General features: G+C 76.5%; 1 protein-coding gene. It reads left to right on the plus strand.

What is annotated here, in order from left to right; genetic code table 11:
* Nucleotides 1-588 precede the first annotated feature (588 nt).
* On the plus strand, nucleotides 589-26,136 hold the full coding sequence (locus ACFVVL_RS30990) for an SDR family NAD(P)-dependent oxidoreductase (RefSeq protein ID WP_387681036.1): 25,548 nt from the start codon (nucleotides 589-591) through the stop codon (nucleotides 26,134-26,136).
* The last annotated feature ends 88 nt before the right edge of the window (nucleotides 26,137-26,224 follow it).

Raw genomic sequence — 26,224 nt, forward strand, 5'->3', positions numbered from 1 at the left:
TCGGAGGTGGCCGCCCGCACCGGCGGGGCCGCGTACCGGGGGAGGGTGGGGATGGCGGGCACGAGGGGTGGGCGCGCGCACCCCCTCGTCGGGTCCGTCCGGGAGTCCGGCGCCCAGGTGACGGGCACGTAGCCCGGGCGCGTCCCCCACCTGAAATCGCGGGCCCGGCGCGAGCCTGCGGCGGGTCGGGAATTCCTTCGGATCGGACGCCCGGCCGAATGGTCGAGCGGTGGGGAATTCGGGATTCCGGTCGACTCGGGATTGCCCGGGGGAGTGACGGGTGTGACTCCCGTGAATTGATGACGAACAGTAGTTCGCTATCGGGATGTTTCCTCCGCACCGGAATCGGACGCGTGGGTTCGATGGCCGGGGCGGCTGGATCCGGACCGGTGTACTCGTCAGGTGATCGCATTTCTGCAGCTCCAGGGCTTGGTGTGGGAGCGCAAGAGGCGGCTCGGGGTGACGTCAGTCTCCTTCCGCGACGTCCGGCTGGCCGAAACCAGACGCTTGCGGATCATCGATGGCCCGATTCAGAGTTCTGCCTGCCCGCGCTCGCCCGCTAATCGACTCTGGACGTGATGGAACGGTATGGCCGATTCGGATGCTGTCGCGATCGTCGGTTTCGCCTGCCGGGTGGCGGGGGCCGACAACCCGGACGGGTTCTGGGAACTCCTGCGCACCGGCGTCGATTCCGTCCGTGAATTCCCCGGTGGCCGGCGCGCCGCGACACCGCAGGAACGTCCCGGCGCCACGGTGGCCGCCGGCGGGCCGGCGCGGCCCCGGCGCGGTGGCTACCTGGACGAGGTCAGCGGCTTCGACCCCGGGTTCTTCGGCATCGGTCCGGGCGAGGCGGCGCTCATGGACCCTCAGCAGCGGCTCATGCTCGAACTGTGCTGGGAGGCCCTGGAACACGCGGGCATCCCGCCGCACGGGCTGAGCGGTGGCCCGGTCGGCGTGTTCGCCGGGGCGATCTGGGACGACTACGCCGTCCTGCTGCGCCGTGCGGGCATCGCGGCCGGTGCGCGCCAGGTGACCGGCCTGCACCGCAGCATGATCGCCAACCGGGTCTCCTACACGCTCGGCCTGCGCGGGCCCAGCATGACGGTCGACGCGGCCCAGGCCTCCTCGCTGGTCGCGGTGCACACGGCCTGTGAGAGCCTGCGGCGCGGGGAGTCCGAACTCGCCCTGGCGGGCGGCGTCAACCTCGACCTCGTCCCCGACGGGCCGGGCGAGGCGGGCAAACTGGGCGGACTCTCCCCGGCCGGCCGGTGCTTCACCTTCGACGCGCGCGCCGACGGCTATGTGCGCGGCGAGGGCGGCGCGGTCGTGGTGCTCAAGCCGCTGGCCCGCGCGCTCGCCGACGGCGACACCGTGTACTGCGTGGTGGCGGGCAGCGCGATGAACCACGACGGCGGCGGGGCGGCGCTCACCTCGCCCGAGGCCGCGGCGCAGGAGCAGGTGATCCGCGCGGCCCACCGCCGGGCCGGATTCCGGCCGGCCGAGGTGCAGTACGTCGAACTGCACGGCACCGGAACCCCCGTGGGCGACCCGGTGGAGGCGGCCGCCCTCGGCGCCGCGCTCGGCACCGGCCGCCCGGCCGGCGCGCCGCTGCGGGTCGGCTCGGTGAAGACCAACCTCGGGCATCTGGAGGGCGCGGCCGGCATCGTCGGGCTCCTCAAGACGGTCCTGGCGATCCGCCACCGGGAACTGCCGCGCAGCCTCAACTACGAGACCCCGAACCCCCGCATCCCGCTGGACGCGCTCGGCCTGCGGGTCCAGGATGCGACGGGTGCCTGGCCGAGGCCCGGGCAGCGGCTGGTCGCCGGGGTGAGCTCCTTCGGCATGGGCGGCACCAACTGCCATGTGGTGTTGGCGGAACAGCCGGACGGTGGAGGTGAGCAGGCCCCGGCGGCGCCCGCCGAAGGCCCCGCCGGGTCGGCCGCGGACCCCGGGGCCCCGGTCCTCGTCCCGCTCTCCGGCACCACGCCCGAGGCGGTGCGCGCCCAGGCCGACCGCCTGCATGACCACCTGCTGCGCCACCCCGGTGTCGAGCCGGCGCACCTCGGCTGGTCGGCCGCCACCACCCGCAGCCACCTCGCCGCCCGCGCCGTCGTCCTCGCCCCCGACCGCGCGGGGCTGCTGGCCGGCCTCGACGCGCTGCGCACCTCGGGCGCGGCCCCCGGCGTGGTGAGCGGTGAGGTCAGGCCCGGCCGCACCGCCTTCCTGTTCTCCGGCCAGGGCAGCCAGCGCCCCGGCATGAGCCGCGAACTGTACGACCGGTTCCCGGAGTTCGCCGCCGCCTTCGACGAGGTCTGCCGGTACCTCGACCCGCACCTGGCGCGTCCGCTGCGGGAGGTGCTGTTCGCGGCCCAGGGCAGTGCGGAGGCGGAACTCGTCCACCGCACCGAGTTCACCCAGCCCGCCCTGTTCGCCCTCGGGGTGGCGCTGCAGCGGCTGCTGGCGCACTGGGGCGTCGTTCCCGATCTGCTGCTCGGCCACTCGATCGGTGAACTCACGGCCGCGCACGTGGCCGGTGTCCTCGACCTGCCCGACGCCTGCGCCCTGGTGGCCGCCCGGGGCCGGCTGATGCAGCAACTGCCGCCCGGCGGCGCGATGCTGGCGGCCCGCCTGGCCGAGGCGGAGGTCGTGGCGGCACTCGCGGACCTGGGGGACCGGGTCTCGGTCGCGGCCGTGAACGGGCCCGCGGCCACCGTCGTCTCCGGCGACGAGGAGGCCGTCCTCGCGCTCGGGGAACGGTGGCGGGCACAGGGCCACAAGGTCCGGCGGCTGCGGGTCGGCCACGCCTTCCACTCGCCGCGGATGGAGCCGATGCTCGACGCCTTCGCGCAGGTCGCGCGCGGGCTGACCTTCCGTCCGCCGACGACGCCCGTGGTGTCCGACCTGACCGGCCGCACGGCGTCCGCCGAGGAACTGTGCTCGCCCGACTACTGGGTGCGTCAGGTGCGCGGGGCGGTGCGGTTCGGGGACGGCGTCGAACAGCTGCGCGAGGCCGGCGCGACCGTCCTGGTCGAGCTCGGGCCGGACGGCAGCCTGTCCGCGCTGGCCCGTGAGTGCCCGGTGCCCGAGGGCGGCGAGGCCTTCGCGGCCGTCGCCACGCTGCGGGCCGGCCGGCCGGAGGCGGACGCCCTGGCCGAGACCGCGGCCCGGCTGCACACGCTGGGCGCCGCGCTCGACTGGACCGCGTTCTTCGGCACCGGGGCGCGGCGGCGGGTCGCCTTGCCCACCTACGCGTTCCGGCGCACGCCGCACTGGCTGCGCGCCGCCGTGCCCGAGGACGTCCTTCCCGGGGATGTCGCCCCCGAGGACGTCGCTCCCGGGGAGGCCGCTCCCGGCGAGGCTGCTCCCGCCGCGCAGGAACCCCAGGCGTCGCCGGCGTCGCCGCTCGCCCGCCGGATCGCCGGGCTGCCGGAGGCCGACCGGGTGCGTGTGGTGCTGGACCTGGTCCGCTCGCACGCGGCCGCCGTGCTCGGCCACGCCACCAGGGACGCCGTCCGCGCGGACCTCGCCTACCGTGAGTCGGGACTCGACTCGCTCGCCACCGTCGAACTCCTCCAGCGGCTGTCGGCCGCGACCGGCCTCGACCTGCCCGCGAGCGCCGGCTACGACCACCCGACGCCCGCCGACCTCGCCCGCCACCTGTGCGCACGGGCCCTGGCACGGCCCGTGCCGGAGCGGCGGTCCGAGTGGTCCGAGCGGTCCCGGCCGTCCCCGGCGGCCGACCGGGACGGCGACCCGATCGCCGTCGTCGCCATGGGGTGCCGCTTCCCCGGCGGCGCCCGCACCCCCGAGCAGCTGTGGCGGCTGGCCGCGGAGGGGGTGGACGCCATCGGCGCGTTCCCCCGGGACCGCGGCTGGGACCTGGACCAGCTGCACGGGGCCGCCCCGGGCGGGCTGGGGAGCACCTATGTGCGCGAGGGCGGATTCCTCGACGGCGCGGGCGAGTTCGACGCCGAGTTCTTCGGCATCAGCCCGCGCGAGGCGCTCGCCATGGACCCGCAGCAGCGTCTGCTGCTGGAGACGTCCTGGGAGGCCCTGGAGCGCGCCGGGCTCGACCCCGCCGGGCTGCGCGGCGACCGCGTCGGGGTGTTCGTCGGCGCCACCGCGCAGGACTACGGCCCGCGCATGCACCAGCCCGTCGACGGCCTGGACGGCTACCTGCTCACCGGCACCACCCCGAGCGTCGCCTCCGGCCGGATCGCCTACGAGCTCGGCCTCGAAGGCCCCGCCGTCACCGTGGACACCGCCTGTTCCTCCTCGCTCGTCGCCGTGCACCTGGCGGCCCAGGCCCTGCGCAACGGGGAGTGCACGCTGGCCCTCGCGGGCGGTGCCACCGTGATGGCCGAGCCCGGGATGTTCGTCGAGTTCGCCCGGCAGCGCGGCCTCGCCCCGGACGGCCGCTGCAAGCCGTTCTCCGCCGACGCCGACGGCACGGCGTGGGCCGAGGGCGTCGGCGTCGTCCTGCTGGAGCGGCTGTCGGACGCCCGGCGCCACGGCCACCCGGTGCTCGCCCTGGTGGTCGGCTCCGCCGTCAACCAGGACGGTGCCAGCAACGGCCTCAGCGCCCCCAACGGGTCGGCCCAGCAGCGGGTGATCCGGCAGGCGCTGGGCTCCGCCGGGCTGGCGCCCGCGGACGTCGACGTGGTCGAGGCGCACGGCACCGGCACCGCGCTCGGCGACCCGGTCGAGGCACACGCCCTGCTCGCCGTCTACGGCGCCGACCGCGCCCCCGAACACCCCCTGCTGCTCGGCTCGGTGAAGTCCAACATCGGCCACACCCAGGCCGCGGCCGGGGTCGCCGGCCTGATCACGACCGTCCTCGCGATGCGGCACGGGCTGGTGCCCGGCGTGCTGCACCTGCGCGAGCCCTCGCCGAAGGTGCGCTGGGCGGAGGGCGCGGTCAGCGTGCCGTCGGCCACCACCCCGTGGCCCTCGCCCGCCGGTCCCGACCGGCCCCGACGGGCCGGTGTCTCCTCGTTCGGCATCAGCGGCACCAACGCGCACGTCATCGTCGAGCAGGCGCCCGCGCGGGCCGGACAGGCGACGGAGTCCGGCGGCGGCGGATACCCGGACCTGCCCGTGCCGCTCACCGTCTCCGGCCGCACCGAGGCCGCGTTGCGCGCCCAGGCCGGCCGGCTGGCCCGGCACCTGGCCGCTGCGGCTGTCGCTGCCGAGGCCGAGGCCGAATCCGAAGCTGAATCCGACGCCGAGGCCGGCACCGGCACCGCCGCCGCCGACGACGAAGCGGGCGCGGCCGCGACGGCGGGTGACCGGTTCGCGCTCGGCCACGCCCTGCTGCGCGGCCGGACCAGGTTCGACCACACCGCCGTCGTCCTCGCCCGCACCGACGCCGACGCGCTGCGCGGGCTGACCGCGCTCGCCCAGGGCGAGCCGGCCGACAACCTCGTCCGGGCCCAGTCCACCGCCCGCGGCGCGACCGCCCTGGTGTTCCCCGGCCAGGGCTCGCAGTGGGCCGGTATGGCCGTCGAACTCCTCGACTCCTCACCGGAGTTCGAGGCCGAGATGGAGGCCTGCGCGGCGGCGCTGGCCCGCTGGACCGACTGGTCGCTGCTCGACGTCCTGCGCGGCCGGCCGGGCGCGCCCGACCTGTCCCGGGTCGACGTCGTCCAGCCCGTGCTGTTCGCCGTCATGGTCGCGCTGGCCCGGCTGTGGCGGGCCGCCGGCGTCGAACCGAGCGCCGTCGTCGGCCACTCGCAGGGCGAGATCGCCGCCGCGTACGTCGCGGGCGCGCTCACCCTCGACGACGCCGCCAAGGTGGTCGCCCTGCGCAGCCGCGCCCTGCTGGACCTCGCCGGCACCGGCGGCATGGTCTCCGTCCCGCTGCCCGCCGAGGAGACCGGTGCCCTCCTCGCGCCCTGGGACGGCCGGATCGGCATCGCCGCCCGCAACGGCCCCGCCACCACCGTCGTCTCCGGGGACGCCGCCGCCCTCGACGCCCTCCTCGCCCACTGCGAGCGGACCGGCGTGCGCGCCCGCCGGATCCCGGTGGACTACGCCTCGCACTCGGCGCACGTCGAGTCGCTGCGCGAACCGCTGCTCGCCGCGCTCGCCGACCTCGCGCCCCGCACCGCACGGATCGCCTTCTACTCGACCGTCACCGGCGGACCGCTGGCCGACACCACCACGCTCGACGCCGACTACTGGTACCGCAACCTGCGCCAGGAGGTCCGCTTCGAGCCCGCCGTGCGCGCCCTGCACGCGGACGGCCACCGGCTCTTCGTCGAGGCGAGCCCGCACCCCGTCCTCAGGATCGGCACCCAGGAGACACTGGACGCCTGTGGCGCCGAAGGCCCCGAGAGCCCTGGAGGCCCCGAGAGCCCCGACGCCGCCGGGGGCACCGGAGGCACGGCGATCGGCACCCTGCGGCGCGATCACGGCGGCCTCGGACAGTTCCTCGCCTCCGTCTCCGAGGCCATCGTCCACGGGGCGGAGCCCGACCCCGACGCGCTGCTCCCCGGCGACCACCGCGGCCGGCACGTCGACCTGCCCACCTACGCCTTCCAGCACCGCCGCTACTGGCTGACCGCCGGGCCCGCGCCGGCCCGCCCCGCCGATCTCGGCCTCGACGCCGTCGACCACCCGCTGCTCGGTGCCGTCACCACGACCCCGGACGGCACCACCCTGGTCACCGGCCGGCTCTCCGCGGACACCCGGCCCTGGCTGCCCGACCACGCGGTCACCGGCACGGTGGTGCTGCCCGGCACGGCCTTCCTCGACCTCGTGCTCCGGGCGGGCGCGCTCGCCGGCTGCCCGGGCGTCGAGGAGCTCACCCTGGAGGCCCCGCTGGTGCTGCCCGACACCGGGCGCACGCAGCTGCGGGTGGCCGTCGCCCCCGCCGACCCGGCGGGCCGGCACGCCGTCACCGTGGACTCCCGGCCGTCCGCCCCGGAGGGCGAACCCGGCGACGACAGCGCGGAACGGCCCTGGACGCGGCACGCCTCCGGCACGCTGACGGCCGCGCAGGCGCCCGTCGCCGGTGCGGTGCAGGGGAGTTGGCCGCCCGCGGGCAGCGAGCCGGTGGACCTCGCCGACGCCTACGAGCGTCTCGACCGCCTCGGCTACGGCTACGGCCCCTGGTTCCAGGGCCTCACCGCCGCCTGGCGCGCGGGGGACCACCTGTACGCCGAGGTCCGCCTGCCCGCCGAACCCGTCCGGGGCGACGAGGCGCACGCGGTCCACCCCGCCCTGCTCGATGCGGCGCTCCACCCGTTGCTGCTGGCCGACGCGCCCGTCGGCGGCGCCGGCCCGCGCATCCCGTTCGGCTTCACCGACGTGCGGCTGCACGCCACCGGCGCCACCGCGCTGCGCGTCCGGCTGTCGCCCGCGCCGGACGGCACCACCGCACTCGCCGTGGAGGACCCCACCGGCGCGCCCGTCCTCACGGTCGGCGGCCTCAGTCTGCGCGAACTGCCCGCCGACCGGCTCGCCCCGGCCGGGGCCACCCCGCGCGACGCGCTGTTCGAACTGCACTGGACGGAACCGCACGTGCTCGCCGCCGCGGAGGACCCGGACCGTGTGGTCCTCGGCGCCGACGACCTCGGTCTCGACCCGCGCGCCACCTTCCCGGACCTCGCCGGGCTCGACGCCCGCACCGCCGCCGGGCATCCGGCACCCGCCGTGGTGGTCGCCGCCGTGCCCGGCGGGCCGACCGACCCGGCCGAAGCCGCGCACGCCGCCGCCCGCTGGGCCCTCGACACCGTCCGGGCCTGGCTGGCCGGGGACCGCCCGGACGGCGCCCGGCTGGTCGTCGTCACCCGGGGCGCGGTCGCCGTCCGGGGCGGGGAGGCCGTGCCGGGCCTCGGCCAGTCCCCGGTGTGGGGCCTGCTGCGCACGGCGCAGTCCGAGCACCCCGGCCGCTTCACCCTGATCGACCTCGACGATCCCGCGCGCTCCGGCCGCGCCCTGCGGGCCGTCCTCGCCACCGACGAACCCCAACTGGCCCTGCGCGACGGGATCCCGTACCGGCCCCGGCTGGTCCCGGCCCCGACCCCGGTCCCGGTCCCGGCCCCGGCCGCGGCGACGCCGGGCGGGCGCCCGCTCGATCCGGACCGCACGGCGCTGATCACCGGCGGCACCGGCACCCTCGGCGCGCTGATCGCCCGCCACCTGATCACCGAGCACGGCCTGCGCCACCTGCTGCTGGTCGGCCGGGCCGGGCAGCGGGCCGACGGCGCCGACTCGCTGCGGGCCGAACTCGCCGCGCTCGGCGCGCGGGTGACGATCGCCGCCTGCGACGTCGCCCGCCGCGAGGAGCTCGCGGCGCTGATCGCCGGCCTCCCGGCCGCGCACCCGCTGGGCGTCGTCGTGCACGCCGCCGGCGTCCTCGACGACGGCACGGTGGAGGCCCTCGCCCCCGAACGCCTGGCCGCCGTGCTGCGCCCCAAGGCGGACGCCGCCTGGCACCTGCACGAGCTGACCCGGGAGCAGGACCTCGACGCCTTCGTCCTCTTCTCCTCCGTCACCTCGGTGACCGGCAACGCCGGACAGGGCGCCTACACGGCCGCGAACGCCTTCCTCGACGCCCTGGCCGGGCACCGCCGCGCGGCCGGGCTGCCGGCGATCTCCCTCGCCTGGGGCCTGTGGGCCGAGGGCAGCGGGATGACCCGGCACCTCGCCGCCGCCGACCGCGCCCGGCTCGCACGCGGCGGCATCGGCCTGCTGTCCACCGAGGACGGTCTCGCGCTGTTCGACGCGGCGCTGCGGACCGACCTGCCGTACGCCGTCACCGCCCGCCTCGACCGGGCGGCCCTGCGCGCCCTCGCGGCGGCCGGCACCGTGCCGCCCGTGCTGCGCGGACTGGTCCGCACCCCCCTGCAGCGGGCGGCCGGGGCGGTGACGGGCGCCGGGGCGGACGGCGGCACCGGCGAGGCGTCCTCCTGGGCGCGCCGGATGGCCGACCTGCCCGAGGACCGCCGCGCCCGCGCCGCACTCGACCTCGTCCGCGGCGAGACCGCCACCGTGCTCGGCCACGGCGAAGCGGACACCGTCGACGTCCGACGCGCCTTCCGCGAACTGGGCTTCGACTCGCTGACCGCGCTGGAACTGCGCAACCGGATCAACGCGTTCACCGGCCTGCGGCTGCCCGCCACCGTGGTGTTCGACCACCCCAGCGCCACCGCCCTCGCGGCGCGGCTGACCAGGGAGGTGGCGGGTGCCCCGGCGGCGGCCGCCCCGACGCCCGCGGCCGTCCCGGTCGACGACGATCCGATCGTGATCGTCGGCATGGGCTGCCGCTACCCCGGCGGCGTCGCCGGGCCCGACGACCTGTGGCGCCTCGTCGCCCGGGAGGCCGACGCGGTCGGCGGCTTCCCGACCGACCGGGGCTGGGACGTCGACGCCCTGTACGACCCGGACCCGGCCCGCCCCGGCACCGTGTACACCCGGCACGGCGCCTTCCTGTACGACTCCGGCGCCTTCGACGCCGAGTTCTTCGGGATCTCGCCGCGCGAGGCACGCGCGATGGACCCGCAGCAGCGCCTGCTGCTGGAGACCTCCTGGGAGGCGCTGGAGCACGCGGGCCTGGACCCCGCCGGGCTGCGCGGCTCCCGGACCGGCGTCTTCACCGGCGTCATGCACCACGACTACGCCTCCCGGCTGCACCGGGCCCCCGACGGCTACGAAGGTCTGCTGCTCGCGGGCAGTATCGGGAGCGTCGTCTCGGGCCGGGTCGCGTACGCGCTGGGGCTGGAGGGGCCGGCGGTGAGCGTCGACACGGCGTGCTCGTCGTCGCTGGTCGCGCTGCACCTGGCGGCGAACGCGCTGCGCACGGGGGAGTGCGACCTGGCGCTCGCGGGCGGCGTGACGGTCATGTCGACGCCGAACGTGTTCGTGGAGTTCGCGCGTCAGCGCGGTCTGGCGGCGGACGGGCGGTGCAAGCCGTTCGCTGCGGCGGCGGACGGGACCGGGTGGGGTGAGGGCGTGGGCCTGCTCGTCGTGGAGCGGCTGTCGGACGCGGTGCGCCACGGGCACCGGGTGCTGGCGGTGGTGCGGGGCAGTGCGGTGAACCAGGACGGTGCGTCCAACGGGTTGACGGCGCCGAACGGGCCGTCGCAGGAGCGGGTGATCCGGGCGGCGCTGGCGAGTGGTGGGCTGGCGGCGGCGGATGTGGACGTGGTGGAGGCGCACGGGACGGGGACGACGCTGGGTGACCCGATCGAGGCGCAGGCGTTGCTGGCGACGTACGGGCAGGACCGGCCGGCCGAACGGCCGTTGTGGCTGGGGTCGGTGAAGTCGAACATCGGGCACACCCAGGCGGCGGCGGGTGTGGCGGGTGTGATCAAGATGGTGATGGCGATGCGGTACGGGGTGGTGCCGAAGTCGCTGCATGTGGATGCGCCGTCGCCGCATGTGGACTGGTCGTCGGGTGCGGTGGAGCTGCTGGCGGAGTCGGTGGAGTGGCCGGAGAGCGGTCGGCCGCGCCGGGCCGGGGTGTCTTCCTTCGGGATCAGCGGCACCAACGCCCACGTGATCATCGAGCAGCCCCCTTCCGCCGACCGCGAGGGTGCTCCGGCGGAGCCGGTGACGGGTGCGGGTGTGGTCGTCCCCTGGGTGCTGTCGGCGCGATCGGCCGAGGCGCTGCGTGCGCAGGCGGAGCGGTTGGGTGGTTGGCTGGCGGACCGTCCTGAGGTCGATCCGCTGGCGGTGGCGCGGACGCTCGCTTCGGGGCGGGCGGCGCTGGAGCACCGGGCTGTGGTGTCCGGGCGGACGGTGGCGGAGTTGGTGGACCGGCTGGGTGAGGTGGCCGGGGGCGCGTCGGTTGCCGTGTCGGGTTCGGGTGCGGTGTTCGTGTTCCCGGGTCAGGGGTCGCAGTGGGCGGGGATGGCGGCCGAACTCCTTGATTCTTCACCGGTGTTCACCGGGGCGATCGGGGAGTGTGCGGGGGTGATGGATCCGCTGACGGACTGGTCGTTGCTGGAGGTGTTGGGCGACGGGTCGGGCGTCCTGCTGGAGCGGGTGGATGTGGTCCAGCCGGTGCTGTTCGCGGTGATGGTGGGGTTGGCGCGTTGGTGGGAGTCGTGTGGGGTGCGGCCGGCGGCGGTGATCGGGCATTCGCAGGGTGAGATTGCGGCGGCGCATGTGGCGGGGTTGCTGTCGTTGGAGGATGCGGTTCGTGTGGTGGTGCGGCGTTCGCAGGCGCTGCGTGGGGTGACGGGTGGCGGGATGCTGTCCGTGGGCCTCCCGGCCGAGCGGGCTGCTGAACTGGTCGCTGATGATGAGCGGTTGTCGCTGGCGGCGGTGAACGGTCCGTCGAGCGTGGTCCTCTCGGGCGATGTCGAGGCACTGGCCGCCGTGGTGGAGCAGTGTGAGCGCGAGGAGATCCGGGCGCGCTGGATCCCCGTCGACTACGCCTCGCATTCGGCGTACATGGACGCGGTCCGTGACGAGGTCGTCGAACTGTCGTCTTCGGTGAGCCCGTTGGCGGGCCGGGTGGCGATGTACTCGACCGTCACGGGTGAGGTGGTGGACGAGGCGGAGCGGTTGGCGGGTTCGTACTGGTTCGACAACCTGCGCGGCACCGTCCGCCTGGACATGGCGGTGCGCGCGGCCGTCGCCGCCGGGCACACCACGTTTGTGGAGTGCAGCCCGCACCCCGGACTCGTCGTCCCGGTCGCGGACCAGCTGGAAGACGTCCCGGGCGCGGTGGTCCTGGAGACGCTGCGCCGCCACGAGGGTGGTCCCGACCGTTTGGTGACGGCGCTGTCGGCCGCCTTCGTCGCGGGCCTGCCCGTCGACTGGAGCACCCTGCTCCCCGCCGGCCCCCGGGCCGACCTGCCGACCTACGCCTTCCAGCACCGCCGCTACTGGCTCGACGCCCCGCCCGTCGTGGGCGCCGCGCACGACCTCGGTCTCGTGGCGGCCGGCCACCCGCTGCTGGGCGCCGCCGTGCGCTCGCCGGAGGACGGCGGGCTGTCGTTCACCGGACGGCTCTCCGTGCCCGCCCACCCCTGGCTCGCCGACCACGCCGTGCACGGCACCGTCCTCGTCCCGGGCACCGCCTTCCTCGACCTCGCGGCGTGGGCCGGTGCCGAGGCCGGCTGCCCGGTGGTCGACGAACTCACCCTGCACGAACCGCTCGTGCTGGCCGAACAGGCCGCCGTGCGGCTGCACGTGGCACTCGCCGCGCCCGACGCGACCGGCGTCCGGGCCCTGGCCGTCCACTCCCGGCCCGAGGGCGCCCCCGAGGACGAGCCGTGGACCCGGCACGCCACCGGCAGCCTCTCCTCCACCCCGCCGCAGGCCGTCGCCGACGACCTCCTCCCGTGGCCGCCCCCGCAGGCCGAGGCCGTCGACACCACCGATCTCTACGAGCGCCTGGCCGAGTTCGGCTACGGCTACGGCCCCGTCTTCCAGGGCCTGCGGGCCGCCTGGCGGCTCGGCGACGACCTGTTCGCCGAGGTCGAACTCCCGGGCGGATCGGGTGGATCGGACGGATCGGACGGGTCGGGTGAACCGGAAGCACCGGACGCGCACGGCCACTACCTGCACCCCGCGCTCCTGGACGCCGCCCTGCACCTCACCGCGCTGGACGCGGTGGAGGCCTCGGGCAGCACCCTGCTGCCCTTCGCCTGGGCGGGGGTGACCAGGGAGCCGACCGCCGGGCCCGTCACCGCCCTGCGGGTGCGGCTGCGGCGCACCGGCGGTGAGTCGGTGTCGCTGCTGGCCACCGACCGCGGCGGCTCGCCCGTGGTGCGCGCCGAGTCGCTCGCGCTGCGGCCGCTGGCCCCCGGCCGGCTCGCCGGTCCGGGCGCCGCCGACCCGGCCTGGCTGCACCGGGTGGACTGGACGGAGGCGGCGCTGCCCGAGGCCGGGGCCGACCCGCAGCAGCGCTGGGCGCTGCTCGGCACGCCGTCGCCGGACCTGCCCGCCGTCCCGGAGCACGGCCTGCCCGCCCACCCCGACCCGGCCGCGGCCGCCGAGGCCGGGACCGACGTCGCCGTCCTGCTCTGCCCGCCGGCGGACGGCACCGGGCCCGACGCCGTCCGCGTCGCCGTCCACACCGTCCTCGGCGCCCTCCGCGACTGGCTCGCCGAGGAACGCCTCGCCGCCGCCCGCCTGGTGGTCGTCACCCGGGGCGCGATCGCCCCCGACCCGTCCGAGGACGTCCCCGAGCCGGTGCACGCGGCGGTCTGGGGCCTCGTCCGCAGCGCCCAGACCGAGCACCCGGACCGCTTCGTCCTCGTCGACCTCGACCACGACCCGCACCGGGCCTGCCTCCCGCTCCCCGTGGACCGGCTGCGCGCCGTCCTGACGTCCGGCGAGGCCCAGGCGATCGTCCGGGACGCCACCGTGCTGACCCCGCGGCTGGTCCGCGCCGGCGCCGACCGGGCGCTCGTGCTGCCGGACGGTCCCGCGCCCTGGCGCGTCGAGTCCGGCCCGCAGCACACCGTCGACGCCCTCGCCGTCGTCGAGCACCCGGCCGCGGCCGAACCGCTCGCCGCCGGACAGGTCAGGGTCGCGGTGCGCGCGGCCGGCGTGAACTTCCGCGACGCGCTGATCGCGCTCGGCATGTACCCCGGCCGCGCGGTCGTCGGCGCCGAGGCGGCGGGCGTCGTGACCGAGGTCGGGCCGGGTGTCACCGCGCTCGCGCCGGGGGACCGGGTGATGGGCCTGTTCGACGGCTCCTTCGGCCCGCTGGCCGTCACCGACCACCGCCTGCTGGCCCGCCTGCCCGCCGGCTGGTCGTACGCCCGGGCGGCCTCCGTGCCGGTGGTCTTCCTGACCGCGCTGTACGGGCTGCGCGACCTCGGCGGGCTGCGGCCCGGCGAGACCGTCCTCGTCCACGCGGCGGCGGGCGGCGTCGGCATGGCCGCCGTCCAGCTGGCCCGGCACTGGGGTGCCACGGTGCTCGCCACCGCGAGCCCCGCCAAGTGGCCGGTCGTGCGCGGACTCGGCGTGCCCGAGGAGCGGATCGGCTCCTCCCGCGACACCGCCTTCGAGCGGCGGTTCGCCGAGGCCACCGGCGGCCGGGGCGTGGACGTCGTCCTGAACTCGCTCGCCGGGGAGTTCGTGGACGCCTCGCTGCGGCTGCTCGCGGACGGCGGCCGGTTCGTCGAGATGGGCAAGACGGACGTGCGCGGTCAGGAGGCCGTCGCGGCCGACCGCCCGGACGTCCGCTACCGGGCGTTCGACCTGATCGACGCCGGACCCGACCGGATCGCCGACCTGTTCGCCGAACTCGTGACGCTCTTCGAGTCCGGCGCCCTGCAACCGCTGCCCGTGCGCACCTTCGACCTGCGCCACGTCCGTGAGGCGCTGCGCTTCGTCAGCCGCGCCCGGCACATCGGCAAGGTCGTGCTGACCCTGCCCCAGCCGCTCGCCGCCGACGGGACGGTGCTGATCACCGGCGGAACCGGCACCCTCGGCGCCCTGCTGGCCCGCCACCTGGTCGCCGAGCACGGCGTCCGGCACCTGCTGCTGCTCGGCCGGCGTGGCGCGGACGCCCCCGGTGCGGGCGCCCTGGCCGCCGAACTCGCCGGGCTCGGCGCCGAGGTGAGCATCGAGGCCTGTGACGCGGCCGACCGCGAGGCCCTCGCCCGGGTGCTCGCCGCGATCCCCGCCGAGCACCCGCTCACCGCCGTCGTCCACGCGGCCGGCGTGCTCGACGACGGACTGGTCGACGCCCTGACGCCGGAGCAGGTCGACCGTGTCCTGCGCGCCAAGGCCGCGGCCGCCGCCAACCTGCACGACCTCACCCGGGACGCCGGGCTGTCGGCCTTCGTGCTGTACTCCTCGGCCGCCGGCGTCCTCGGCACCCCCGGCCAGGCCCCCTACGCCGCGGCCAACGCCTACCTCGACGCCCTCGCCCACCACCGCCGTGCCCGGGGCCTGCCGGCCACCTCCCTGGCCTGGGGTCTGTGGGCCGAGCGCACCGGACTGACCGGACACCTCGCCGCCGCCGACCTGAAGCGGCTCGCCCGCGGCGGGCTGCTGCCCTTCTCGACGTCGCAGGGGCTCGCCCTGTTCGACGCCGCGTGGCAGCGCCCCGAGCCGGCCCTCGTCCCGGCGCGGCTGGACCTCGCCGCGCTGCGCGCCGCCACCGGCCCCGTGCCGCCGCTGCTGCGGGCGCTCGCCGGTCCGGCGTCCCCGCGCCGCGCGGCGGCCGCCGACGGCGCCCTGCCGTGGGCCCGCCGGCTGGCCGGCGCCTCGGCCGAGGAACGCGTCGACCTCGCGCTGCGCCTGGTGCGGACGGAGGCGGCGGTGGTGCTCGGCCACGACTCGGCGGAGAGCGTGCGTCCCGAGACGGCCTTCAAGGATCTCGGCTTCGACTCGCTGACCGGTGTCGAGCTGCGCAACCGGCTGAACGGCGTCACCGGTCTGCGGCTGCCGTCCACCCTGGTCTTCGACCACCCGACCCCGGCCCGGCTCGCGGGCTTCCTCGCCGCGGCCGCCCAGGGCGACCCCGTGCCCGTGGTGCCGCCGCCCGCCGCAAGCACGGCGGTCCGTGCCGACGAACCGGTGGCGATCGTCGCGATGGGTTGCCGCTTCCCCGGCGGTGTCGCCTCGCCCGAGGACCTCTGGGAGCTGGTCACCACCGGCGGTGACGCGATCGGGGACTTCCCGGATGACCGTGGGTGGGACGTGGCGGGGCTCTTCGACCCCGACCCGGCGGCGTCGGGGAAGAGCTACGTCCGCCGTGGCGGATTCCTGTCCGGCGTGGCGGACTTCGACGCCGAGTTCTTCGGGATCTCGCCGCGCGAGGCACTGGCCATGGACCCGCAGCAGCGCCTGCTGCTGGAGACGGCGTGGGAGACCTTCGAGCGGGCCGGCCTCGACCCGCGCTCGCTGCGCGGCAGCCGGACCGGCGTGTTCGCCGGGATGGCCGGGCACGACTACGCGACGGGCGGGATGCCGGCCGGCGTCGAGGGACACGTGCTCACCGGCAACGCCACGAGCGTCGCCTCCGGCCGCGTCGCCTACACCTTCGGGCTGGAGGGCCCGGCGCTGACGGTGGACACGGCGTGCTCGTCGTCGCTGGTCGCGCTGCACCTGGCGGTCGGCGCGCTGCGCGCGGGGGAGTGCGACCTCGCCCTCGCCGGCGGGGTGACGGCGATGTCCACCCCGGACTTCTTCGTGGAGTTCTCCCGCCAGCGCGGACTGTCCCCGGACGGCCGGAGCAAGGCCTTCGCCGCGGCGGCCGACGGCATGGGCGCGGCGGAGGGCGTGGGCCTGCTGCTGGTCGAGCGGCTGTCGGACGCGGTGCGCCACGGGCACCGGGTGCTGGCGGTGGTGCGGGGCAGTGCGGTGAACCAGGACGGTGCGAGCAATGGGTTGACGGCGCCGAACGGGCCGTCGCAGGAGCGGGTGATCCGGGCGGCGCTGGCGAGTGGTGGGCTGGCGGCGGCGGATGTGGACGTGGTGGAGGCGCACGGGACGGGGACGGCGCTGGGCGACCCGATCGAGGCACAGGCACTCCAGGCGACGTACGGGCGCGAGCGGGCCGAACGGCCGTTGTGGCTTGGGTCGGTGAAGTCGAACATCGGGCACACCCAGGCCGCCGCCGGTGTGGCGGGTGTGATCAAGATGGTGATGGCGATGCGGCACGGCGTGCTGCCGAGGACGCTGCACGTGGACGCGCCGTCGCCGCACGTGGACTGGTCGGCCGGCGCCGTGGAACTGCTGACGGACGAGGTGCCGTGGCCGGCGGGCGGTGAGCGGGTCCGCCGGGCCGGGGTGTCCTCGTTCGGGATCAGTGGCACCAATGCGCACGTGATCCTGGAGGAGGCCCCGGTCGGGGTCGCCGGGAGCGATGTGCTGGCCGAGACCGGTGGGGTCGTCCCCTGGGTGCTGTCGGCGGGGTCCGAGGCGGCGCTGCGTGCGCAGGCGTTGCGGTTGGGTGGTTGGCTGGCGGACCGTCCGGGGGCCGATCCGGTGGCGGTGGCGCGGACGCTCGCTTCGGGGCGGGCGGCGCTGGAGCACCGGGCGGTCGTGGCCGGGCGGGAGCTGGCCGAACTCGTCGATCGGCTGGGTGAGGTGGCCGGGGGTGAGTCGGCTGCTGTGTCGGGTTCGGGTGCGGTGTTCGTGTTCCCGGGTCAGGGGTCGCAGTGGGCGGGGATGGCGGCCGAGCTCCTCGAAACCTCAGCGGTGTTCCGCGCCGCCGTGGAGGAGTGTGCGGGGGTGATGGATCCGCTGACGGACTGGTCGTTGCTGGAGGTGTTGGGCGACGGTTCGGGCGCTCTGCTGGAGCGGGTGGATGTGGTCCAGCCGGTGCTGTTCGCGGTGATGGTGGGGTTGGCGCGTTGGTGGGAGTCGTGCGGGGTGCGGCCGGCGGCGGTGATCGGGCATTCGCAGGGTGAGATTGCTGCGGCGCATGTGGCGGGGTTGCTGTCTCTGGAGGATGCGGTTCGTGTGGTGGTGCGGCGTTCGCAGGCGCTGCGTGGGGTGACGGGTGGCGGGATGCTGTCCGTCGGTGTCGGTGCCGAGCGTGCGGCCGAACTGGTCGCTGACGATGAGCGGTTGTCGCTGGCGGCGGTGAACGGTCCGTCGAGCGTGGTCCTCTCGGGCGATGTCGAGGCACTGGCCGCCGTGGTGGAGCAGTGTGAGCGTGAGGACATCCGGGCGCGCTGGATCCCCGTCGACTATGCCTCGCATTCGGCGTACATGGACGCGGTCCGTGACGAGGTCGTCGAACTGTCGTCGTCCGTGCGCCCGTTGGCGGGCCGGGTGGCGATGTACTCGACGGTGACCGGTGAGGTGGTCGAGGATCCGGAGCGGTTGGCGGGTTCGTACTGGTTCGACAACCTGCGCGGAACCGTCCGCCTGGACGCGGCGGTGCGCGCGGCCGTCGCCGCCGGGCACACCACGTTCGTGGAGTGCAGCCCGCACCCGGGGCTGGTGGTCCCGGTCGCGGACCAGCTGGACGAGGTTCCGGGCGCGGTGGTCCTGGAGACGCTGCGCCGCCACGAGGGTGGTCCCGACCGTCTGGTGACGGCACTGTCGGCCGCCTTCGTCGCGGGCCTGCCCGTCGACTGGACGACTCTGCTCCCCGCCGGCCCCCGGGCTGACCTGCCGACCTACCCGTTCCAGCGCGAGCGCTTCTGGGTGACGGCCGCCGACGCGGGATCCTCCGGGGCCGGTCGCGGCCAACTCGCCGTCGAACACCCGGTGCTGGGCGCCGCCGTCGAGCTGGCCGACGGCTCCGGGACGGTCCTGACCGGCCGGCTCTCCACCGCCACCCACCCGTGGCTCGCCGACCATGCCGTACTCGGCACGGTCATCGTCCCCGGCACCCTCTTCGTGGAGCTCGCCCTCTGGGCCGGAGACCGGGTCGGCTTCGGCGAGATCGAGGAACTCGCCCTGCCCGCACCGCTGGTGCTGCCCGAGGCGGGCGGCGTCCAGCTCCAGGTCTCCGTCGGTGCTCCGGACGGGTCCGGTGCCAGGGCGGTCGGCATCCACTCCCGGCCCGAGCACGCGCCCGCCGATCAGCCCTGGACCCGGCACGCCACCGGAACGCTGGTCGTCCCGGCCGAGGGGGCCGACGTCGGCGCGCCGGACCTCGCCGCCTGGCCGCCGCCGGGTGCCGCACCCGTCGCGACCGATGGCGCGTACGAGCGGCTGGGCGCCGCCGGCTTCGACTACGGCCCGGTGTTCCAGGGCCTGCGGGCCGCCTGGCGGCGCGGCGAGGAGATCTTCGCCGAGGTCGAACTCCCCGTGGAGGCCGACGCGCAGACCGATCGCTTCGCGCTGCACCCCGCCCTGCTGGACGCCGCCCTCCATGCGCTGGCGGCAGCCCGCGAGCCGGACGGGCCCGCCGGCCCGACGGCCGTGGCGCGGGTGGCCTTCGCCTGGCGCGGCGTCCGGTCGGCCGCCGGGCCGAGGCCCGCCGGGGGCGTCTCCCGTCTGCGTGTCCGGCTGTCGCCGACCGGGGCGGACGCGTCGTCGTTGCACCTGGCGGACGACACGGGGACGGGCGTCGCGTCGGTGGCGGCACTCACCGTTCGCCCCGTCACGGCGGAGCAGCTGCGCCCGGCCGGCCCCTCGCACCGCGACGCGCTGTTCCGGGTGGAGTGGCGGGCGGCCGAGCCCGACTCCGGGCCCGTGCAGCCATGGGCACTGCTCGGCGCGGCCGAAGGCGCGGACGCGCCCGGTCCGGCCGTGCGCCTGGCCGAGGAGCACCGCCCGGGCGCCCGGTTCGAGGACCTCGCCGCGGCCGCCGCCGCCGACGGGGCCGTGCCCGCCACGGTCGTGCTGCACGTCCCGGTGGCGCCCGAGGCCGGGGAGGACGTCCCCGCCCGGACCCGCCGACTGCTGGGCACGGTGCTCGGCGTGCTCCAGGACTGGTTGACGCAGGACCGCTTCGACGGCGCCCGCCTGGTCGTCGTGACGACCGGTGCGCTCGCCGCACGTGCGGACGAGCCGGTCGCCGATGTCGCGGCCGCCGCCGTCTGGGGCCTGGTGCGCTCGGCGCAGTCGGAGCACCCCGGCCGCTTCACCCTGATCGACCTCGACGGCGACGAGGCCTCGCTCGCCCGATGGCCGTCGGCGCTGGCCGTCTCGGAGCCGCAACTGGCCGTCCGTGAGGGGACGTTGCTGGTGCCCCGGCTGGTCCGCGCGACCCCGCCGCCGGCCGCCGACGGCGGGCTCGACCCGGAGGGCACCGTCCTGGTCACCGGCGCCACCGGCGGCCTGGGCACGCTCGTCGCACGGCACCTGGTGACCGGTCACGGTGTGCGCCGGCTCCTGCTGCTGTCCCGCCGTGGCACCGCCGCGCCGGACGCCGCCGCACTGCTCGCCGACCTCGCCGCGCTGGGCGCCGAGGCCACCCTGCTGGCCTGCGACCTCGCCGACCGCGACGCCCTGGCCGAGGCACTGGCGCGGGTGCCCGACGAGCACCCGCTGACCGCCGTGGTCCACACCGCGGGCATCGTCGACGACGGGCTGGTGGAGACCCTGACGCCCGGCCACCTGGACCGCTCGCTGCGCCCGAAGGCCGACGGGGCCCACCACCTGCACGAGCTCACCCGGGACGTCAAGCTCGCCGCCTTCGTGCTCTTCTCCTCCGGAGCGACCACCTTCGGCGGCCCGGGCCAGGGCAACTACGCGGCCGCCAACGCCTTCCTGGACGGCCTGGCGCAGCACCGCCGGGCGCTCGGCCTGCCGGCGATCTCCCTCGCCTGGGGCCTGTGGGCCGGGACCCGGGGCATGGGCGGGCGGCTGAGCGAGGCCGACCTCGCCCGGTGGGCACGGACCGGCGCGGTCGCGATGCCGGCCGAGGAGGCGCTGAGCCTGTTCGACCTCGCGCTCGCCGAACCCGGCGCGACCCTGGTGCCCGCGCACCTGGACCTCCGGGCGATCCGCGCCCGTGCGGCGGCCGCACCCGCGCTGTTCGGCGACCTGCTGGGCGGGGCCACCCGCCGCCGCGACCGGCAGCCGGACGCGGCACCACTGGCCGCCCGGATCGCCGCCCTGGCGGCCGCCGACCGCGAGCGGGCGCTGCTGGAGGTCGTCCGGGCCGAGGCCGCGGGCGCGCTGGGCCACCGGTCGGCCGACGCGGTGCACGCGACCCGCGCCTTCAAGGAGCTGGGCTTCGACTCGCTGACCGGTGTCGAGCTGCGCAACCGGCTGAACGGCGTCACCGGTCTGCGGCTGCCGTCCACCCTGGTCTTCGACCACCCGACCCCGGCCCGGCTCGCCGGCCACCTGCTGGAACGGCTGACCGGCTCCGCCGGGCCGGACGAGCGGGCGGCGGCCCCCGCGCCCGCCCCGGCCGCCGGCGCGGGCACCGACGGTGATCCGGTCGTGATCGTCGGCATGGGCTGCCGTTTCCCCGGTGGTGTCGCCTCGCCCGAGGACCTCTGGGAGCTGGTGACCGCGGGTGGCGATGCGATCGGGGACTTCCCGGGTGATCGCGGCTGGGACGTGGCGGGGCTCTTCGACCCCGACCCGGAGGCGTCCGGGAGGAGCTACGTGCGCCGTGGTGGATTCCTGTCCGGTGTGGCGGACTTCGACGCCGAGTTCTTCGGGATCTCGCCGCGCGAGGCACTGGCGATGGACCCGCAGCAGCGCCTGCTGCTGGAGGCCTCCTGGGAGGCGGTGGAGCGGGCCGGCATCGACCCCGGCTCGCTGCGCGGCAGCCGGACCGGGATCTTCGCCGGCGTCATCGACAACGACTACGGCTCGCGCCTCGACCGCGTCCCGGAGGAGGTCGAGGGCTACGTCGGCTACGGCAGCGCGAGCAGCATCGCCTCCGGCCGGGTCGCGTACGCGCTCGGGCTGGAGGGCCCGGCGGTGAGCATCGACACGGCGTGCTCGTCGTCGCTGGTCGCGCTGCACCTGGCGGCGGGCGCGCTGCGCTCGGGGGAGTGCGACCTCGCGCTTGCGGGCGGGGTGACGGTCATGTCGACGCCCGAGTTCTTCGTCGAGTTCTCGCGCCAGCGCGGACTGTCCCCGGACGGCCGCTGCAAGGCGTTCTCGGAGGCGGCCGACGGCATGGGCGCCGGCGAGGGCGTCGGGCTGGTCCTGCTGGAGCGCCTCTCGGACGCACGCCGCCACGGGCACCGGGTGCTCGCGGTGGTGCGGGGCAGTGCGGTGAACCAGGACGGTGCGTCCAACGGGCTGTCCGCGCCCAACGGGCCCGCCCAGCAACGGGTGATCCGGGCGGCGCTCGCCAACGCGGGTCTGTCCACGGCGGACGTGGACGTGGTGGAGGCGCACGGGACGGGGACGACGCTGGGTGACCCGATCGAGGCGCAGGCGTTGCTGGCGACCTACGGGCAGGACCGGCCGGCCGAACAGCCGCTGCGGCTGGGCTCGGTGAAGTCCAACATCGGCCATGCCCAGGCGGCGGCGGGTGTGGCGGGTGTGATCAAGATGGTGCTGGCGCTGCGGCACGGCGTGCTGCCGAGGACGCTGCACGTGGACGCGCCCTCGTCGCACGTGGACTGGTCGGAGGGTGCCGTCGAGCTGCTGACCGAGGCGGCGGAGTGGCCGGAGACCGGCCGGCCGCGCCGGGCTGCGGTGTCCTCCTTCGGGATCAGCGGCACCAATGCGCACGTGGTGCTGGAGGCGGCGTCGGAGGCGGAGCCTCCGGCGGCGCCGGAGCCGGCCGGCGGGGTCGTGCCGTGGGTGGTGTCGGCCCGGTCGGGTGCGGCGCTGCGGGAGCAGGTGGAACGGCTGCGGGAGTGGGCGGTGGCGCATCCCGGGGTCGACCCGGTGGACGTGGGCCGGTCGCTGGTGACGGGCCGGGCGGTGTTCGAGCACCGCGCGGTCGTCGCCGGGCGGGGTCTGCCCGAGCTCGTGGACCGGCTCGGCGAGTGGGGGACGGAGTCCCTGCCGGTGGCCGGGCGGACCGAGGAGCCGGGTGCGGTGTTCGTGTTCCCGGGTCAGGGGTCGCAGTGGGCGGGGATGGCGGCCGAACTCCTCGATGTCTCACCGGTGTTCGCCGGGGCGATCGGGGAGTGTGCGGGGGTGATGGATCCGCTGACGGACTGGTCGCTGCTGGAGGTGCTGCGCGACGGTTCGGGCGCTCTGCTGGAGCGGGTGGACGTGGTCCAGCCGGTGCTGTTCGCGGTGATGGTGGGTCTGGCCCGCTGGTGGGAGTCGTGCGGGATACGGCCTGCCGCTGTGATCGGGCATTCGCAGGGTGAGATCGCCGCGGCGCATGTGGCGGGGCTGCTGTCGTTGGAGGATGCCGTTCGTGTGGTGGTGCGGCGTTCGCAGGCGCTGCGTGGGGTGACGGGTGGCGGGATGCTGTCCGTTGGTGTCGGCGCCGATCGTGCGGTCGAACTGGTCGCTGACGATGAGCGGTTGTCGCTGGCGGCGGTGAACGGTCCGTCGAGCGTGGTCCTCTCGGGCGATGTCGAGGCACTGGCCGCCGTGGTGGAGCAGTGTGAGCGCGAGGAGATCCGGGCGCGCTGGATCCCCGTCGACTACGCCTCGCATTCGGCGTACATGGACGCGGTCCGTGACGAGGTCGTCGAACTGTCGTCGTCCGTGAGGCCGTTGGCGGGCCGGGTGGCGATGTACTCGACCGTCACGGGCGAAGTGGTCGAGGATCCGGAGCGGTTGGCGGGTTCGTACTGGTTCGACAACCTGCGCGGAACCGTCCGCCTCGACGCGGCGGTGCAGGCTGCCGTCGCCGCCGGGCACACCACGTTCGTGGAGTGCAGCCCGCACCCCGGACTGGTGGTCCCGGTCGCGGACCAGCTGGAAGACGTCCCGGGCGCGGTGGTGCTGGAGACGCTGCGCCGCCACGAGGGTGGTCCCGACCGTCTGGTGACGGCGTTGTCGGCCGCCTTCGTCGCGGGCCTGCCCGTCGACTGGACGACCGTGCTCCCCGCCGGTCGGCACGTCGACCTGCCGACCTACGCCTTCCAGCACCGCCGCTACTGGCTCGACCAGGGTGTCCGGGCAGGCGACCCGGCCGGGCTCGGGCTCGCCTCCGCCGGGCACCCGCTGCTGGGCGCGGCGGTCAGCTCGGCCCACGACGGCACCGTGCTGTTCACCGGTCGCCTCTCCGCCGCGGCTCACCCGTGGCTTGCCGACCACGTCGTCCTGGGCACGGCGATCGTGCCGGGGACGCTCTTCGTCGAGCTGGCGGCCTGGGCGGGCCGCGAGGTGGGCAGTCCCACCGTCGAGGAGCTGACCCTGCACACGCCGCTCGTGCTGCCGGATGCCGAAGCGCTGCGGATCCAGGTCGTCGTGGGTGCGCCGGACGAGACCGGCGCCCGCGCGGTCGGCATCCACTCCCGCCCCGAGCATGCGCCCGCCGACCAGCCGTGGACCCGGCACGCGGAGGGCACGCTGCTGGAGGGGGCGGATGCCGACGACGCCGACCCCGCGTGGGCGAGCTGGCCGCCGACCGGTGCCGCACCGTTGGACGTGGACGACTTCTACGAGCGCCTGGCGCTCTCGGGCGTCGACTACGGCCCCGCCTTCCGGGGCCTGCGGGCCGCCTGGCGGCTCGGTGACGACCTGTTCGCCGAGGTCGGGCTCCCCGCCGAACACGAGCGCGAGGCGGCCGGCTTCGCCGTGCACCCGGCCCTGCTCGACGCGGGGATCCAGACGCTCCGCGTGGGCGCCGGCGAGGACGAGGACGTCCGGGTCGCCTTCTCCTGGCACGGTGTCCGCTTCTCCGGCAACGGTCCGGTCGGCCTGCGGGTCCGGCTGACCCCGGGCGGGGAGGGCGCGGTGTCGATGCGTGTCGCGGACGCGGCGGGCCGTCCGGTCGCGGTGGTCGAGTCGCTGACCGTGCGCCCGGTCTCCGCCGAGCAGCTGCGCGCGGCCGGCGGTCCGCAGCGGGACGCGCTGCTGCGCCTGACCTGGTCGGCGTGGGACGCGGACGCGCCGGGCCGCGCCGTGCCCGGACGTCTCGCCGTGCTCGGCGCGGCGGACACCCCCGACGTCCTCGACGGAATCGACCCGGAGGCCCGGTACGCGACCGTGGCGACGCTCGCCGCCGCCGTCGCGGCCGGCTCGCCGGCGCCCGACACCGTCGTGCTCGCCGCGACCGCCCTGGACTCGGACGCCGAGCCGACCGCCGCGGCATTCCGCCGGATCTCGCTCGCTGCGGCCCAGGTCGCGGCGTGGGCGGCCGAACCGGGGCCGGCGGACAGCAGGCTCCTGCTGGTGACCCGGCAGGCCGTCCTCACCGCGGACGGGGACCGGGTGCCCGACCCGGCCCGGGCGGCCGCCTGGGGCGCGGTGTGCGCGCTCCAGGCCGCGCACCCGGACCGGATCCTGCTGGCCGACGTGGACGGCGACCCGGCCTCCGTCGCCGCACTGCCCGCGGTGGTGTCCGCCGGCGAACCGAGGCTCGCCGTGCGCGGCGGACGGCTGCTCGCCCCGGCACTGGCCGGGGCGGCGGTGGCCGGCCACGTCGCCCCGGTCGAGCCGTGGGGCGCGGGCGGTGGCACGGTGCTGATCGGTGGCGCGGACATCCCGCTGGCCGGCGCGCTGGCGGGACACCTGGTCGCGGCCCACGGCGTCCGTCGCCTGGTCCTGCTGCCGGGCGGCGGCACGGGCATCGATGCCGTGCACCGCCTGGCGGAGCGGCTGGCCGGTGCGGGAGCCGAGGCCGAGGTGGTCGGCCGGACGCCCGGCGACCACGAGGGGCTGCGCACCGCGCTGGACGCGGCCGTCGCCGGGCACCCGGTGGCCGGTGTGCTGCTCGCGGTGGCCGGTGCGGCCCGCGACGAAGCGGAGCCGGACGTCGGGACGAGCCTGGCCCTCGCCGGACTGCTCGCCACGCATCCGGGGGCGTCGCTCGTGACGCTCTCCCCGGCGAGCGGCCCGACCGGTGCCCCCGAACCGCCCGCGGCCACCGCGGCCGCCGCCTTCGCCGAGGCGCTGGCCGCCGCCCGGCACGCCGAAGGCCTGCCCGCCGCCGCGCTCGCCTGGGGGCCCACCGGAGCCGGCGGGGCCGAGGCCGAACTCCAGGAAGGACTGCTGGAGGTGACGGAGGCCGAGGCGCTCGTGCTGTTCGACGAGGCGCTGCGTGCGGCCGGGCCGGGACTGGTGCTCGCCCGGCCCGACCGCGCGGCCCTGCGCACCCGCCCGGAGACCGTGCGCGGTCCGCTGCGGCAGCTGCTCCGTGCCCTGGAGGTGCGCCGCGCGGCCGGTGGTGCCCAGGCCCCCGGGACCCCGGGGGCCGACGCCCTGCGACAGCGGCTGGCGACGCTGTCCGAGGAGGAGCGCGAGCGCGAACTGGTCACGCTCGTCAGGACGGTGGCGGCCGCCGTCCTCGGGCACCCGGGCGCCGACGAGGTCGGGCCGGAGCGGGCGTTCAAGGAGGTCGGCTTCGACTCGCTGATGGCGGTCGAACTGCGGAAGCGCCTGGTCCGCGCCACCGGGGTGCACCTGCGCTCGACCCTGGTCTTCGACTTCCCGAACCCGGTGAGCCTGGCCCGCCACGTGCTGGCGCGCCTCGCCGAGGAATCCTCGGCGGCCACCCCGGTGCTCGCCGACCTGGACCGGCTGCACGAGGCGCTCCCGGCACTCCTGGCCGAGGACGGGGCCCGCGACCGGATCGCCGAACGCCTGCGCGAGCTGCTGGCGCTGTGCGGGGCGCCGGACGACGGCGCCGACGGAACGGACGAGGACGACCTCGGGTCGGCCACCGACGACGAGCTGTTCTCCCTCGTCGACCAGGGGTTCGAGTGAGGCCGCGGACCCACCCGGGCCCGCCGTGGGACCGGCAGCAGCACCAGTACCAGCACCAGACCAGCGACAACGACCGTTCGATCGAGGA

This window comes from Kitasatospora sp. NPDC058115 (assembly GCF_042884635.1).
Taxonomy (GTDB): Bacteria; Actinomycetota; Actinomycetes; order Streptomycetales; family Streptomycetaceae; genus Kitasatospora.